Origin of the sequence: Phenylobacterium sp., from assembly GCF_044236515.1 — a bacterium.
In the GTDB taxonomy this organism is placed as follows: Bacteria; Pseudomonadota; Alphaproteobacteria; order Caulobacterales; family Caulobacteraceae; genus Phenylobacterium.
The window spans coordinates 1-14,790 of record NZ_JBIIGK010000072.1; the positions used below are offsets into that span (position 1 = coordinate 1).

Annotated in this window: 14 protein-coding genes and 1 pseudogene; 8 read left to right on the forward strand and 7 right to left on the reverse strand. The window is 70.8% G+C overall.

Going from position 1 to position 14,790, the window contains the following annotated elements:
* Window positions 1-1,003 (reverse strand): ABC-F family ATP-binding cassette domain-containing protein (locus tag ACILRF_RS09130; RefSeq protein WP_395672098.1); only part of this gene is annotated, 1,003 nt, incomplete at its 3' end.
* Window positions 1,004-1,166: 163 nt separating this feature from the next.
* On the opposite strand from ACILRF_RS09130, the gene ACILRF_RS09135 reads away from it, so the two are divergent.
* Window positions 1,167-2,123 carry a BON domain-containing protein gene (locus ACILRF_RS09135; RefSeq protein WP_395672100.1) on the forward strand — a complete coding sequence of 319 codons (957 nt, stop codon included), beginning with the start codon at window positions 1,167-1,169 and terminating at the stop codon, window positions 2,121-2,123.
* Between the two features lie 65 nt (window positions 2,124-2,188).
* On the opposite strand, the gene ACILRF_RS09140 is transcribed toward ACILRF_RS09135, so the two are convergent.
* A complete protein-coding gene (locus tag ACILRF_RS09140) occupies window positions 2,189-3,250 on the reverse strand; it encodes a DNA topoisomerase IB (RefSeq protein WP_395672102.1) in 1,062 nt (353 codons plus the stop codon).
* A 63-nt stretch (window positions 3,251-3,313) separates the two neighbouring features.
* On the opposite strand from ACILRF_RS09140, the gene rlmJ reads away from it, so the two are divergent.
* From rlmJ to ACILRF_RS09155, 3 genes are all read left to right on the forward strand, one after another.
* Window positions 3,314-4,123, forward strand: a complete 810-nt coding sequence (gene rlmJ, locus ACILRF_RS09145; protein ID WP_395672104.1) for a 23S rRNA (adenine(2030)-N(6))-methyltransferase RlmJ — start codon at window positions 3,314-3,316, stop codon at window positions 4,121-4,123.
* A gap of 15 nt (window positions 4,124-4,138) precedes the next feature.
* On the forward strand, window positions 4,139-4,699 hold the full coding sequence (locus ACILRF_RS09150; protein ID WP_395672106.1) for a sugar transferase: 561 nt from the start codon (window positions 4,139-4,141) through the stop codon (window positions 4,697-4,699).
* 84 nt (window positions 4,700-4,783) lie between these two features.
* The gene (locus ACILRF_RS09155; RefSeq protein WP_395672108.1) at window positions 4,784-6,916 is read left to right on the forward strand and encodes an AsmA family protein; all 2,133 of its coding nucleotides are present in this window, start codon (window positions 4,784-4,786) and stop codon (window positions 6,914-6,916) included.
* 12 nt (window positions 6,917-6,928) lie between these two features.
* Here the strand turns inward: ACILRF_RS09155 and ACILRF_RS09160 are convergent, their stop codons facing one another.
* Window positions 6,929-7,576 carry a peptidase S24 gene (locus ACILRF_RS09160; RefSeq protein ID WP_395672110.1) on the reverse strand — a complete coding sequence of 216 codons (648 nt, stop codon included), beginning with the start codon at window positions 7,574-7,576 and terminating at the stop codon, window positions 6,929-6,931.
* 82 nt (window positions 7,577-7,658) lie between these two features.
* Between ACILRF_RS09160 and ACILRF_RS09165 the strand changes: the two genes are divergently transcribed.
* From ACILRF_RS09165 to ACILRF_RS09175, 3 genes are read left to right on the forward strand one after another with little or no spacing between them, the layout of a single operon-like run.
* Entirely contained in the window at window positions 7,659-7,910 is a 252-nt protein-coding gene (locus ACILRF_RS09165) for a hypothetical protein (RefSeq protein ID WP_395672112.1), read from the forward strand.
* Window positions 7,907-8,101: a hypothetical protein gene (locus tag ACILRF_RS09170; RefSeq protein ID WP_395672114.1), complete on the forward strand. Its 195-nt coding sequence runs from the start codon at window positions 7,907-7,909 to the stop codon at window positions 8,099-8,101. Before ACILRF_RS09165 ends, ACILRF_RS09170 begins: the two co-directional genes overlap by 4 nt.
* 23 nt (window positions 8,102-8,124) lie before the next feature.
* Complete coding sequence (locus ACILRF_RS09175; protein ID WP_395672116.1) at window positions 8,125-8,706, forward strand: hypothetical protein; 582 nt, start codon at window positions 8,125-8,127, stop codon at window positions 8,704-8,706.
* Between the two features lie 44 nt (window positions 8,707-8,750).
* Here ACILRF_RS09175 and ACILRF_RS09180 read toward each other — a convergent pair.
* The 3 genes and pseudogenes from ACILRF_RS09180 to ACILRF_RS09190 form a co-directional block, all read right to left on the reverse strand.
* Window positions 8,751-9,860, reverse strand: a pseudogene (locus ACILRF_RS09180) (TonB-dependent receptor domain-containing protein); the annotation flags it as partial.
* A gap of 21 nt (window positions 9,861-9,881) precedes the next feature.
* The gene (locus ACILRF_RS09185; protein WP_395672118.1) at window positions 9,882-11,324 is read right to left on the reverse strand and encodes a TonB-dependent receptor; all 1,443 of its coding nucleotides are present in this window, start codon (window positions 11,322-11,324) and stop codon (window positions 9,882-9,884) included.
* 175 nt (window positions 11,325-11,499) lie between these two features.
* Window positions 11,500-12,723: an alpha/beta fold hydrolase gene (locus ACILRF_RS09190; RefSeq protein WP_395672120.1), complete on the reverse strand. Its 1,224-nt coding sequence runs from the start codon at window positions 12,721-12,723 to the stop codon at window positions 11,500-11,502.
* Between the two features lie 162 nt (window positions 12,724-12,885).
* Between ACILRF_RS09190 and ACILRF_RS09195 the strand changes: the two genes are divergently transcribed.
* Window positions 12,886-14,139 (forward strand): DUF6880 family protein, encoded by a 1,254-nt coding sequence (locus tag ACILRF_RS09195; protein ID WP_395672122.1) that lies wholly within the window; start codon window positions 12,886-12,888, stop codon window positions 14,137-14,139.
* Window positions 14,140-14,206: 67 nt separating this feature from the next.
* Here ACILRF_RS09195 and ACILRF_RS09200 read toward each other — a convergent pair whose 3' ends face one another.
* Window positions 14,207-14,782: a sigma-70 family RNA polymerase sigma factor gene (locus tag ACILRF_RS09200; RefSeq protein ID WP_395672124.1), complete on the reverse strand. Its 576-nt coding sequence runs from the start codon at window positions 14,780-14,782 to the stop codon at window positions 14,207-14,209.
* Between the last annotated feature and the right edge of the window lie 8 nt (window positions 14,783-14,790).

Consider the following 14,790-nt stretch of genomic DNA (forward strand, 5'->3'; position numbering starts at 1 on the left):
CGTAGCCCTTGTGGACGCCGCGCAGGCTGATGACGTCGTCGCCGGAGCGCGGCGGACTGCGGAACTCGAACTGGACCGTCTGGCGGCGGCGCGGCGGCTCGACGCGCTCGATCTTGTCGAGCTTCTTGACCCGGCTCTGGACCTGGGCGGCGTGGCTGGCGCGCGCCTTGAACTTCTCGATGAACTTGATTTCCTTCGCCAGCATCGCCTGCTGGCGCTCGTACTGGGCCTGGCGCTGCGCCTCTCCGAGGACGCGTTGCTGCTCGTAGAAGTCGAGGTCGCCCGAGTAGCTCGTCAGACCTCCCGCGTCGATCTCGACCACCTTGCCGACGATGCGGTTCATGAAGGCGCGGTCGTGGGAGGTCATCAGCAGCGCGCCGTCGTAGTCCTTCAGGAAGGCTTCGAGCCAGATGAGGCTTTCGAGGTCGAGGTGGTTGCTGGGCTCGTCCAGCAGCATGCCGTCGGGGCGCATCAGCAGGATGCGCGCCAGGGCGACGCGCATCTTCCAGCCGCCGGAGAGCAGGCCGACGTCGCCGTCCATCCGCTCCTGGCTGAAGCTCAGGCCGGCCAGGACCTCGCGGGCGCGGGCCTCCAGCGCATAGCCGTCGAGTTCCTGGAAGCGCTCCTGCACCTCGCCGTACCGTTCGATGATGGCGTCGAGCTGGTCGGCCTGGTCCGGGTCGACCATGGCGGCCTCGAGGCTGGCCATCTCGGCGGCGAGGGCGCTGACGGGACCGACGCCGTCCATCACCGCGGCGACGGCGCTCTGGCCCGCCATCTCGCCGACATCCTGGCTGAAGTAGCCGATGGTCATGCCAGGATCGATGACGATCAGGCCGTCGTCCGGCTGTTCCTGGCCGGTGATCATGCGGAAGAGGGTGGTCTTGCCGGCGCCGTTCGGGCCGACGAGGCCGGCCTTCTCGCCCTTCTGGACGCCCATCGAGGCGTCGATGAACAGGAGTTGGTGGCCGTTCTGCTTGGAGATGTTGTCGAGGCGGATCATCGGGCGGTCTGCTAGCCCGGCGGCGCGGCCGACGCCAGCCTGCGCGGCCTCAAGGCCGGCGCGACCTGCCGTCTCATAGGATCGGAACCGAGGCCCCGGTCGCCGGGTTCGCAGGGCGGTGGGTGAGAACAGCCGCCCTTTCGAACATGCGAAGGAGATCCCCATGAGTGAGTGGAACAGGAACGACCGCGGCCAGACCGGCGGCGGGCGCGATCGCGATTCCGACGACTGGCGCCGGCGCGAGCGGGAACAGCGCGACTGGGGACGCGGCGGCGGCTCCGCATCGTCGGGCGAGGACCGCAGTTTCGGCGGCGGCCAGCAGTACGGTCAGGACGCCGGCTACGGCTATGGCGGGCGCTCCCAGGGCTACGGCGCCCAGCGTGACCTGACCGGCGGCTACGACGAGCACCGATATGGCACAGGCTCGCGGTTCAGCAACCAGGGCCAGGAAGGCAACTATTCCCTCGAAGGATCGGGCGACATGGGCCGCCGGTCGGACCCCTATGGCGGCTATGGCGGCGGTTACGGCGGCTACGGTTATGGCGGTGGCGGCGGGAGCCAGAGCCAGGGCCGGCAGCAATCGACGGGCGGCGGCCAGAGCCGTCAGGGCGGCCAGGGCGGCCAGATGTTCGGCGACCCCAATGAAGGCGTTCGCGCGGTCACCGACGGCGAATACGAGCGCGGCTTCATGGGCTTTGGCCGCGGGCACGGCGAGCACCGCGGCAAGGGCCCGAAGAACTACACCCGCTCCGACGACCGCATCCGTGAGGACGTCCACGACCGCCTGGCCGACGACAGCCACATCGACGCCTCGGAGATCGAGGTGCAGGTGAAGGACGGCGAGGTGACGCTGAGCGGCACGGTGAACAGCCGGGACGAGAAGCGGCACGCCGAAGACATCATCGAACGCGTCTCCGGCGTGAAGCATGTGCAGAACAACCTGCGCATCCAGCAGTCCGGCGGCATGAGCGGGAGCACCGAGGCCTCGCGCAGCTTCGGCGGCGCCGGCTCGACGACGGGCTCAACCCCCGGCTCGACGACCGGCGCTTCCTCCGGCGGCATGACCGGCAATTCGGTTTCCGGCAGCAGCTCGACCACGAGCGGCGCGAAGAACAGCTAGGTAAGGCCAGAGCCTGGATCCGCCCTCCGGCGTCCGCGTCGGAGGGCGTTTTCTTGCGCGGGCGGTTAGCCGGCCAGTTCGGCCTTCACCTCGTCGCGGGCGGCTTCGAGGAAGCGCAGGACGGCGAGCTCGAAGGCGCGGTCGGTGCGGGCCGGCTTCAGGGGCAGGGCGCCGGTCTGGTAGCTCTCCAGCACCAGCGGGTGGATGTAGGCGCTGCGGCAGACGGCGGCGGTGTTGCCGAGGACGCCGGCGACGGCCTTGACGCAGGTGTTGACGTTGCGCTTGGCCTCCGCCCCGCTGGCGCAGGCCGGCAGTTCGACGAGGGCGCGGGCGGCGGCGAGCGTGCCGGCCCAGGTGCGGAAGTCCTTGGCGGAGAAGTCCTCGCCCATGGCCTCGCGCAGGTAGGCGTTGACGTCGGCGCTCTCGACGGCGCGCTGCTCGCCGGTCTCGTCGATGTACTGGAAGAGGCGCTGGCCGGGCAGGTCCTGGCAAGCCTTGACCACGCGCGCCAGCCGCCGGTCGTTGAAGCCGGTGCGGTGGACCTTGCCGCTCTTGCCGCGGAACTCGAAGACGGCCTTGGTGGCGCTGACCTTAGCGTGGCGGTCGCGCAGGGTGGTGAGGCCGAAGCTCTTGTTGGCCCGGGCGTATTCCTCGTTGCCGACCCGGATCAGGGTGATCTCCATGACCCGGACGACCGCGGCCAGGACCTTCTCGCGGGGCAGGCCGCGGCGAGCGAGATCGGCGTCCACCCGCTTGCGCAGGCGGGGCAGAGCGCGGCCAAAGGCGAGGACGCGGTCATACTTGTGGGCGTCGCGGACCTCGCGCCAGCGGTCATGGTAGCGATACTGCTTGCGGCCCTTCTGGTCGCGGCCGGTCGCCTGGATGTGGCCGTTGGCGCGGGGGCAGATCCACACCTCGGTCCAGGCCGGCGGAATGGCGAGCTTGCGGATTCGGTCGAGGGTCCGTTCGTCGGCGACGGGCTCGCCGTTCGGGCGGCGGTAGTTGAAGCCGGTCTTGCCGGCCTTGCGGGTGATGCCGGGGTCGGCGTCGGAGGCGTAGGAGAGGCCGGCGGCCTCAAGGTCGTCGGCGGCTAGGACGGTGTTTTCCGCGCTGGTATCCAGGGCCATGTCTCCTCCGGCGTGGCCGCAACGTGATATGCGCGGGGCGGTTCCTCTTGAGCCGGAGCGCCCGTGAACTACCGACACGCCTTCCATGCCGGGAATTTCGCCGACCTGGTGAAGCATGCGGCGCTGCTGCGGCTGCTGGCCCGGCTGACGACCGATCGTGCGCCGCTGGAGGTGATCGACACCCACGCCGGCCGTGGACTCTACGACCTGGCGGGAGCGGAAGCGCGCAAGTCGGGAGAGGCGGCGACGGCTGGGATCCTTCGGTTGATGCGCGAGCGGCCGCCGGAGGTGTTCTCCGGCCTGGTCGATGCGGTGCGGCGGCTGAACGGCCAGGGAGAGGTGCGGCGCTATCCCGGATCGCCTTGGCTGATCGCCGAGGGGCTGCGGCCGGGCGACAGCTATCTGGGCTGCGAGTTGCGGCCCGAGGAGCACGAGGCGCTGAGGGTGGCGCTGCGCGGCCGGGACTATGTGCGGACGGTGCGCGGCGACGGCTATGAGACCGCGCGGGCGGCGCCGGCGAAGGGCCGGCGGCTGCTGCTGATCGACCCGCCGTTCGAGCGGCCGGACGATTATGGCCGGATCGTCGAGGTGCTGGGCGCGCGGCCCGAGGCGACGGCGCTGGTCTGGCTGCCGCTGAAAGATCTCGAGACCTTCGACGCCTTTCTGCGCGAACTCGAGGACGCCACGGACGCGCCGCTGCTGGTGGCGGAGACGCGGATGCGGCCGCTGGCGGATCCGATGAAGATGAACGGTTGCGCTCTGGTGCTGGCGGGCCCCGACCTGGGGATGGCGGAGGATCTTCAGGCGATCTGCGGCTGGGTCGCCGGAACGCTGGGCGAGGGCGGCTTGGCGCGGGTCTATGCGGTGGGATGAGGTTAGAGGTAGGGCGTGAAGCGCGGGTTCGACATCGTGGTGGCGCTCGCCGGGTTGCTGGCGCTCTGGCCGGTGCTGCTGGCCGTGGGGCTGGCGGTGCGGCTGGAGAGCGCCGGGCCGGCGGTGCACTGGTCGCGGCGGGTCGGGCGGGACAACCGGATCTTCGCCATGCCCAAGTTCCGGACCATGCGGGTCGGAACCCCGGACGTGGCGACGCACCTGCTGGCCGATCCGCAGGCGTGGGTGACGCCGCTGGGGCGGTTCCTGCGGCGGACCAGCCTCGATGAGTTGCCGCAGCTGTGGAGCGTGCTGATCGGCGACATGAGCCTGGTCGGGCCGAGGCCGGCGCTGTTCAACCAGGACGACCTGGTGGCGCTGCGCACCGAGGCCGGGGTGCATGTGCTCAGGCCGGGGGTCACCGGCTGGGCGCAGGTCAACGGGCGCGACGAGCTGCCGATCCCGGAGAAGGTGCGGCTGGACGCGGAATATCTGGCCCGGCGCTCGCTCGGCTTCGATGTCCGCATCCTCATCGCCACGGCGACGGCGGCGCTGAGCGGCCGGGGGGTAAGTCACTAGAGTTTTAGGGGAACTGGAACGGCGGGGCTGTGCGTTTGGCATCCTGGGACTGACCGCCTTTGGGGGCCGTCGCAGGAGCCGCCGGTGAGCAACGACGCATTCCAGACCCCGCAGCCCGGGCCGCGCCGCCGCAAAGGCGCGAAGACCGCCGCCGGCGCCCGCCGGCCGCTGCAGCGCGCCGAGACCTGGACCCGCGAGCACCTGGCCGCGGCCCGGGCCCGGCTGGCCAACACCAAGATCAAGAAGCCGAGCCGCAAGGCGCTGTATATTTCGGGCGGCGTGGCGGCCAGCCTGGCGATCGCGATCGCCATCCTGATCGCCATCTGGGACTGGAACTGGTTCCGCGGGCCGCTGGCGCGGTTCGCCTCGGCCAGGATGCACCGCGAGGTGACGATCGCCGGCGACCTCAACGTGCACATCTGGTCGTGGCAGCCCTGGGCGACGGTGGACAAGATCCGCATCGCGAACCCGGGCTGGGCCCCCGACAAGGGGGACATGGCGCAGATCGACCGCATCGCCGTGCAGATCCGCCTGCTGCCGCTGTTCCGGGGCGACGTCGACCTGCGGCTGCTGCGGTTCGACCGGCCGAACGTGAAGCTCTACGCCGACGCGCAGGGGCGCAAGACCTGGGACTTCTCCGACGGGCGCAGGGCCGAGCCGACGCGCCTGCCGCCGATCCGCAACTTCATCATCAACGACGGCCGCCTGCGCTATCAGGACGTGAAGCGCGGTCTGAACTTCAACGGCACGATCAACGCCGCCGAGAAGCTGGGCGCCGCCAACCGCGGGTTCGAGATGCGCGGCAATGGCGCCCTCAACCGTTATCCGTTCCAGCTGCGCGTCACCGGCGGGCCGTTGCTGAACATCGACAAGGACGTGCCGTATCCGTTCGACGCCTATGTGCGCGCCGGCGAGACGGTGCTGACGGCGCGCGGCGCCGTGCCAAAGCCGTTCGACCTCGGGCAGTTCAACATGAACGCGACGGCGCGCGGGCCTGACATGGCCGACCTCTACGGCCTGACCGGCATCGCCCTGCCGAACACCCCGCCCTACAACCTGCGCGGCCGGCTGACGCGGGACGAGCAGGTCTACAAGGTGACCGGCCTAAACGGCCGGGTCGGCGACAGCGACCTGGCGGGCGATCTCTCGGTGGACACCGGGCGGGAGCGGCCGTTCCTCAAGGCCGACCTGCGCACCCGCAGTCTCGACTTCGACGACCTTGGAGCGCTGTTCGGCGGCGCGCCGTCGACGGCGCCGGGCGAGACCGCGTCGAGCGGCCAGAAGGTGATGGCGCAGAACCTCAACGCCCAGCAGCGGATCTTCCCGGACTCGACCCTGGCGGTGGAGCGCATCCGGGCCATCGACGCCGACGTCAGCTATAGGGCGGCCTCGATCCGCGACACGCCCATCCACCTGCGGGCCGGGTCGGTGAAGGTGAAGCTGCACGATGGCCTGCTGCGCGCCGATCCGCTACGGCTCGACCTGCCGCAGGGGCAGGTGACCGGGCATGTGCAGCTGAACGCGCGCAAGGCGACGCCGGTGACCAACCTCGACCTGCGGCTGTCCAATGCTCGGGTTGAGCAGCTCATCCCGATCCGCAGCCCGGGCGGGCCGCTGCCGGCGACCGGCTCCCTCGTCGGGCGGGCGCGGCTGACCGGCACGGGCGACAGCGTCCACAAGGCGTTCGCCAGCGCCGACGGCGAGGTGATGGTGGTGCTGCCCAACGGCGAGATCCGCGAGGCGTTCGCCGAGCTGATGGGCGTGAACGTGGTCAAGGGCCTTGGCCTGTTGCTCAAGAAGGACCAGGACAAGGTGCCGATCCGCTGCGGCGTGGCACATTTCCAGACGACCAACGGCGTGATGCGGGCCAACCGCATCGTCTTCGACACCAAGCCGGTGGTGGTGACGGGCTCGGGCGAGGTGAACCTTGGTTCGGAGCGGATGAGCTTCCGCATGCAAGGTCATCCGAAGGAGTTCCGGCTGGTGCGGCTGATGCTGCCGGTGACGGCCAAGGGGCCGATCCGCGGGCCGAAGCTCGGCGTCGAGCCGGGCAAGGCGATCGCCCAGGGCGGAATCGCCGTGGCGCTCGGCTCGCTGCTATCGCCGATCGCCGCGATCCTGCCGTTCGTCGATCCGGGACTGGCCAAGGACGCCAACTGCTCGGCCCTGCTGGCCAACGCCTCCGCCGAGGGCGCGCCGGTGAAGTCGGCCCGGTAGAAAACCTACAGTTCAGGCCGCGCCGCGAATGATGCGGCGGGCCTGGTAGGGCGGGATGATCGCGGTGATGTGGGCGGCCCAGCGCAGGCGGGCGTCCTGTCGGGTGGGGCCGGCGACGCTTTCGAGATCGTAGAGGCCGGGCCGCGAGCCGCGCAGCAGGCGCTTGACCAGCACCTCCTCGGTGTCGAGTTCGACGACGATCACATGGCCGAGCATGTCGGGCGTCGGCGGGGTGCGCTGGTCCTCGAAATAGATCAGCGCTCCGTCGTCGGCCACGCCGCGCATCGAATGGCCGACGACCAGCAGGGCGGCTGCCTTGTCCGTGCCGCCGGGCGGGATCGGCGCGAGGTCGGTGGGATCCTGACCGGTGGCGAAGAGCACGGAGCCGTCGGGGTTGGCGCCGACCCGCCCGATGATCGGCACGAAGCCGGGGTCAACGGCGGCACGCATGGGTCCGGCGGCGTCGTCGTAGAGCCACTCGGGCCGGACGTCGAAGGCGGCCGCATACTCCTTGGCGCGGCGATAGGAGAACGGGGCGTTGCCGTTCTCGTTCGAGGCGTAGGTGTTGCGGTTCCAGCCGTGAGCGTCGGCCGCGGCGGCGGCGGTATCGAAACCCTTGGCTAGCCGCGCCTCGCGCAGCCTCTGGGAACGGTCGTCCATGGAATTTCCGCGGCTGTTCGTCGCTGTAGATAAAATACAAAACTTCTTGGCGCAATCGCTGTATGAAGCATACAGTTCTCGCATGACGAGAGCAAACCCCGACGACACCATCCAGGCGAGCGCCGCCTATGCGGCGCTGAGGTATGGCGGCGCGCCGCCCGGCGCCGCCCAGGCGCAGCTGGCCCTGCCGACCCCGCTGGCGAGCCGGCTGGAGACCATGTTCAGCCGGCGGAGCGGCGGCGGTCCCGATCCCATGCGGCCGCGGTTCGCGCGGCACGCCTCCCACGTGGCGGCGGTGGTGGCCGCCGGCGGCTACCCGGCGCTGAAGCCATGAGCGACGGCGACGCAGCCGCGGCCGTCGTGGCGCGGGAGCTGGCGGCGCGGCCGTGTGAGGCGCGGACGGCGTTCCTGAAGCAACTGCTGGCCCACGCGGCGGCCGGGCTGGTGCTGGTCGAGGGCGAACGGGCGGCGGGCGAGAGCGTCTACCGGCTGGCCGACGCCATGGTCGCGCGCGGCGCGGCCTGAAGGTTCAGAGAGAGGCGAGACGGATGGGCAAACCCTTCGACCCGGCGCGGGCCACCCGCGCGCGGCTGCAGAAACTCGAGGCGCGCCAGAAGACGCAGGCCGAGGCGCGGGCGGTGAGCGAGGGGGTCGCCGAGACCGTCGCCCTGTCGCGGGCTCGCGGCTCGGCGATGGTGCAGGCCGACGGGGGCTCGCGCTCGGGACCCTACCAGCGGCAGAGCGGGCTCGGGTGGCTGACGCGCAAGGGGCGGCTGACACCCTTGCAGGCGGCGGCCGGCGAGCGCTATGGCGCGGCGTTCCGGCGGGCGGGCGAGGCGCCGGCGATCAAGTCCACCCTGGAGGTGCAGCCGGGCGCCGGGGTGGCGGCGGGGCCGTCGCTGGCGCTGATCCTGCGGCTTGGCGAGGGCCGGCGACAAGCGGCGGCGCAACTGGTGGATTTCCGCCGCCGGCTGTTGGGGCAGGGCGACCTGATCGCCGCCTGCGACCTGGTCTGCGGCGAGGAGTTGACCCCGCGCGAGGCCTGCGGCGGCGACAGCCGCGAGGCGGCCTGCGTCGAAGCCGTACTGAAGGTGGCGCTGGACATCCTGGCGCAGACGCCGCGCGCCTAGAGCCGGCGAAGGAAGGCCGGGCGCGAGGCCCGGCCCGCCGAGGCTCAGTAACGATAGGTGGCGGTGACGCCCATGGTGCGCGGCCGGAAGGTGGTCGCGGTCCAGATCGGGTTGCGGCTGCCGTGCTGGTGGTTGAGCAGCGGGTGGGCGTCGAGCAGGTTGTTGACGAACAGCGACAGGTCGATCGAGCCGCGGACAACGCCGGCGCTGGCGTTGACGAGGGTGGTCTCGCCGTCGGGGAACTCCAGCGGATCATGGTTGATGACGCCGGGAACCTGGGTGGCGGTGCGCTTGGTCTTGCTCTGATAGGTGAGGTCGGCGCGCACGTAGCCGTCCATGTCGGCGGTCAGCGGCCGTTCGTACTGGCCCGACAGGACCACCCGCCAGGGCGTCGCGGCCCCGGCGATCGGCGTGCCGGCGGCCAGGACGATGCCGTTCGGCGAGGTCAGGGCTTCGTCGAGCGACAGGTCGTTGTAGCCGACGGTGGCGTTGAGGCTGAGGCCGTCCAGCGGTCGCAGATCGACCGACAGGTCGAAGCCCTTGACCGTCGCCGACGACAGATTGTCGACGAAGGAGTAGCCGCAGGTCGGGCCGAAGAGCTCGGTCTGGATGTTCTTCCACTTGATGTAGTAGGCGCTCGCCGCCACGGACACGGCGCCGCCGAACACCCGGTTCTTCGAGCCGGCCTCATAGCTCCAGACGGTGTCGGAGTCGTAGGTCAGCGGGGTGGTCGGATTGCCGCTGGCGTCGACGTAGCCCATGGCGATCAGGTCGGCGTCGCAGGCGGTGGGCAGCGGCACCTGGGCGCCGCCGGGGCGGTAGCCCTTCGACACCGAGGCATAGACCAGGTTGTCAGGGTCGATCTGGAAGTTGATGCCGACCTTGGGCGTGACGGCGTTCTCGGCCGTCTTGACGACGCCGCCCGGGTAGGCCGGCGCGAACGGGCCGCCGGCGTTGAACGGGCAGTACTCGACGGCGGGCGTGGCCGGATCGTCGAGCGGACAGTCGGCCCCGAACGGGGCGTTCATGTTGTTCTCCGGCCCGTCCGCAAAGAGGTTGTAGCGCAGCCAGTTGCGCGAGACGCGGACGCCGGCGGTCAGGGTGATCTGCTCGGTCAGCTTGAAGTCGACCTGGCCGAAGCCGGCGACCTGGCGCTCGCGGGTCTCGGTGTCGACTTAGTAGACGCCGGACTCGCCGAGCAGCGGCGCGCCCCAGACGTTTTCGGAATTGAGGTAGCCCGGGCCGAAGGCGCCGGCGTTGTCGAGGCCGGAGATGCCGAAGAAGTTCTGCGAGTACTTCCAGGTGTTGACCTCGATCAACTGGCGCGAGCCCTGGTCGCTGAGCTGGAAGAAGCCGCCCACCACCCACTTCAGGCGCTTGTCGGGATCCGACTGGAGGCGGACCTCCTGAACGTAGCTGTTCTGGTTGTCGCGGTAGACCGAGGTGACGCGGGCGCCGGGGGCGGCGACCGGTTGTTCCATGTACGACTGCTCGTAGCCGGTCGTCATGTCGTAGAACTGGTCCTTGTCCTGGCGCAGGTAGGACGAGGTCGAATAGAGGGTCACGCCGTCGAGGGCCCACTCCATGCCGATCGAGGCGACGAGCATGTTGTCGAAGCCCTTCTCGTGGTCGGGCAGGGACAGGGCGGTCAAGCCGGAGGTCGGGGTGACCGGCCCGGCGCGGAACTGGGCGACCACGAAGCGGCCGGAGCCGGGGTCGGAGGCCGAGGTCCAGAAGTTGTTCGACTGCCCGCCGCGCTCGGTCTCCTGGTAGAAGATCGAGGGGCTGATGGTGAAGTTCTCGGTCGGGGCCATCTTGAGGGCCGCGCGGAAGGACTTCGACTCCACGTAGTTGTGGTTCTTGTCGCCCTCGCCGGTGGGCGTGAAGATCAGGGAGTCGGCATAGGAGGCGCCGACCGGGTCGACGACGTTGAAGGTCGCCGGGACGCTGTCGATCCAGCCGCCTTCTCGGCGGTAGAAGGCGCTGACCCGGAAGCCGAGCTTGTCCTCGACGATCGGGCCGCCGACGGCGACGCCGCCCTCGTAGCTTTCATCGGCGTGCGGAGTGATGGCCCCTTCGGCGCGGGCGTAGACGGAATAGCGCTCCAGGCTAGGCGCCGGCTGGATGAAGCGGACGGTGCCGCCTTGCGAGCCCGAGCCGAACAGGGTGCCCTGCGGGCCGCGCAGCACCTCGACCCGCTCGAGGTCGAACAGCACCGGAAAGACGGTGCCGGCCGAGAACCCGATGGCGCGCACCTGGATCGGCACGTCGTCCAGGTAGACGCCGGTGGTGGCCGCGCCAGCGGTCGAGCGGATGCCGCGGATGGCGACGTCGCTGCCGCCGGTGGCGCGGGTGTTGAAGTTCAGGCCCGGGGTGAAGCGGACGAGGTCGTCGAACCGCTTCAGGCCCTGCTGGTCCATCTTCTCCTGGTTGAACACCGAGACGCTGATCGGGACCCGGGAAAGTACCTCGGCCGACCGGGTGGCCGTGACGACGACTTCCGAGAGGTCCGAGCCGGCGCTGGCCGTGGCGCTCTGGGCCAGGGCCGGGGCGTGGCCGAGGAGGGCGAGCGCCAGCGAGGCGCCGGCGGTCTGCAGCAGGTGGGCTTTCCGGGTCATGGTCGTTTCCCCTCAATGCGACTGTCCCCGGCGCGCAGAGGAGTCTCCGCTCGCGCACCGGTGGTGAAGTCGACGTGCTACCCCAATGGCTGGGATCGCAGAGGCTCACCCGACACGGTCAGGTCGAACAGGTGCAAAAATAACACCGCTATCTGACTTTGCCTGCACCAGGGCGTCAGTAGGGGCGGGCATCCGGGCGTTGATGAGGGCCAGCGGCCGGCCGTTGAGCCGGCGTGGCGGGCGCGCCGGCCGCCGGCCTAGCCGGCATATCGGCGGAGACGGCGGGCTGCACCGCCAAGGCGAAGTCGGCGATCAGCTTGTTGTAGAGTTCGGCGCATTCCATTGGGCCGAGGTGGTTGGCGCCGTCCACTACGTGGAGGTCGCCCTGCGGCGCGCTGTCGGCGATCCGGCGGTTGGCTTCCAGCTTGGTGACGATGTCCTTGTCGCCGCCGACCACGAGGACGGGGCGGTGAAGTCGGGCGAGGGCATTGCTGGCATCCCAGTGCAGCATGGCGAGGTTGCCGGCCGCCTCCACGGCCGGCGGGTTGCGGGTCGAGAGCAGGGTGACGTGCTCGAGCTGGCTGCGGGTCACGTAGCGGCCGAAGCCGAGGCGGTGGGCGAGGTGGGCGGAGCCGCTGAGGTAGCTCTGCCACTTCGAGAGCCAGACCAGGGGATGGAGCCAACGCGTCAGGTGCATGGCCGGCTCGATCACCGGCTTCTGCAAGGCGCGCAGCAGGCCGCTGAGGATCATGGTGCGCAGCGGGTTGGTGTGGGTGGTGTTGAGCAGGACGACGCCGGCGATGCGGTCGGCGAGGTCGGGCCGATCCCGAACCAGGGTCTGGATGATCATGCCGCCGATGCTGTGGCCGACGAGGACGACGGGCCGGCGGCCGGACGCCTCCAGCAGGGTGGCGAGATCATCGGCGAAGGCCGGGAGGCTGATCGCCCCGGCGCGGCTCTTGCCGAGGCCCGGCAGGTCCCAGAGCGTCAGGTTGAAGCGGTCGGCGAGGTCCTGGCGTGCGTAGAACCAGAAGGTGCTGTCCATGCCCCAGCCGTGGGTGAGGAGGATGGGGGGACCGCCGGCCGGGCCGTGACGTTCGACGTGGAGGGTCGAGCCGCTGGCGCCGGCGATCGCCTGGCCTTCGGCGCGTTCAGGACGGGTCGGCCGGGTGTCGCGACGCGCGAGCAGCGGGAGCATGACCAGGCGACCGAGCACCGACCAGGCAAGAAGGCCGAGGCCGGTCCACAGCCGCCAGTCGTCACGCACCCGGTAAGCGAGGCCGGTCGCGTCGACGACCCACACCCCTTGATACCAGCTCCACAGCAGATAGCCGGCCGCGCCGAGGATCAGCAGCGACAGGAGGGCGGCGACGAAGCGGAAGATCGACAGAAGCGGCATGATCGGCTCGGGGGCTTATTTCGGACGTGGGCCAACCCGCAGGCCGCGGCCCTGTTCCCCGGCAACTCAAAGGTTGGGGCGCGGCTGTTGCGGCTGGCCCGGAGCCACGGCGCGGTCCATGCATTGGACGACGGCCCCTGGGCAGTGGAGTGACCGGAGCGGATGAAGAAGCCGACGATCGCCAGTCAGAAGAAGGTGACGCCGGAGAACCTGGCGCGGCTGGGACCCGAGCGGCTCGCCGAGATCCTGGCGGCGGTGGCCGAAAAGCGGCCGGACCTGAAGCGACGGCTGCGGATGGAGCTTGCGGCCGAGCAGGGGGCCGAGCACCTGCTGCCGGAGATCGACAAGCGGCTCGGCGCGCTGGCCGCCGCCGGGTCGCGGATCTCCTGGCGGCAGCGGCATGCGTTCATCCGCGACCTGGAGAGCCTGCGGGCGCTGATCGCCGAGCGGCTGCTGCCGCTGGACGCGGCGGCGGGGGTGGAGCGGACGGTGGCGCTGCTCGAGACCGCGCCGGCGGTGCTGGGTCGGACGAAGGACAGGGACGGGCGGGTGGCGGAGGTCTATCGCCGGACCGCGGCGGACCTTGGCCGGGCGCTTGAGGCGCAGGGTGCGGCGGCGGCGCCGCGTCTGGCGGACGCGATCAGCCGGGCGCCAGGGGCGTGGGCGGGGTGGCTGCCGGCGGTGCTGGAAGTCGCGCCCGCGGGGGTGGCCGGGGCGGTGCTGCGCGAGCTGGCGGCGGCCGGCGGGACGGGGCCGGCCCTGGTCGGGGCCTGCCGGCTGCTGGCGGATGCGGCGGGGGAGGTCGACGCCTATCGCGCCACCTTCGCGCCGGAGGCGCTGCGCGAGCCGGGGACGGCGGCGGAGGTCGCGGGCCGGCTGCTGGCCGCGGGCCGTGTAGCGGAGGCGGGCGAGATGCTGGAGCGGGCGCGGCCCGACGGGCGCGGCAAACGCAAGGCCGACGACGCGGCGGTCCAGGCATGGGAAGAAATCTGGATCGACTATCTGGCGAAGGCCGGACGCACGGCGGAGGCGCAGGCGGCGCGCTGGGCGGCGTTCGAGCGGAACTTGTCGGTCGAGCGGGCCCGGGAGTTCATCGGCGGCCTGAGCGGGTTCGCCGACGTCGAGGCGGAGGACCGGGCGCTGGCCTATGCGGCGGCGCATGTCGATTTCGAGCGCGGGCTGGGGTTCCTGATGGGCTGGCCGGCGTTGCGCGAGGCGGCGCAGATGATCGCCGCGCGGCCCGACGAGGCGACAGTGGCGGCGGAGCTGGCGGAGCTGTGGGCCGGGCGGTTGCGGGGCCGCTATCCGGAGGCGGCGCACCTGCTGTTGCGCAAGGCGGCGGCGATGGCGTTCCGGCGGCGCGAGTTTGCGACCTGCGACCGGCTGACGGCGGAGGCGGACTCCATCGCGATGTGAAGGCGACCGGCCTCTGCTCCGTCCCCATACTTCTCTCCCCCCCGAGAGGGAGAGGACAGGGAGCGGGCTAGGCCGCGCGGCCGGCGCGGAGGCGGTCGAAGTCTTCGATGATGGCGGCGAGGGGGGCGTCGCAGCCGTCCTCCTGGGAGGTGCGGCCCTCGAAGATGATCGAGGTCAGCTCGTCGCGGGCGCGGCGGACGCGGCTCTTCACCGTGCCGATGGGGCAGCCGGCGATCTGCGAGACTTCGTCGTAGGACAGGCCCCCGGCGCCGACGAGGATCAGGGCCTCGCGCTGGAAGTCGGGCAGCATGGAGAGCGCCCGGCGGACGTCCTCAAGCTCGACCACGGCCGACGGGTCGTCGGGCGCGACCAGGGTGCGCTCGATGGCGTCGGGGTCGTACTCGCCCCGCCAGCGCAGGCGCCGTTGGCCGGAGTAGAAACGGTTGCGCAGGATGGTCGAGAGCCAGGCCCGCAGATTGGTGCCCGGCTGGAACTGATGGCGGCAGGATAGCGCCTTGACCACAGTCTCCTGGGCCAGGTCTTCAGCCTGATCCGGGTCCTGGCAAAGCGTTCTGGCGAATGCGCGCAAAAACGGCACAGCCTCAAGCAGCGCCGCCTCGAAGTCGTCGCGTGTCCGGCTCATGGCACCCC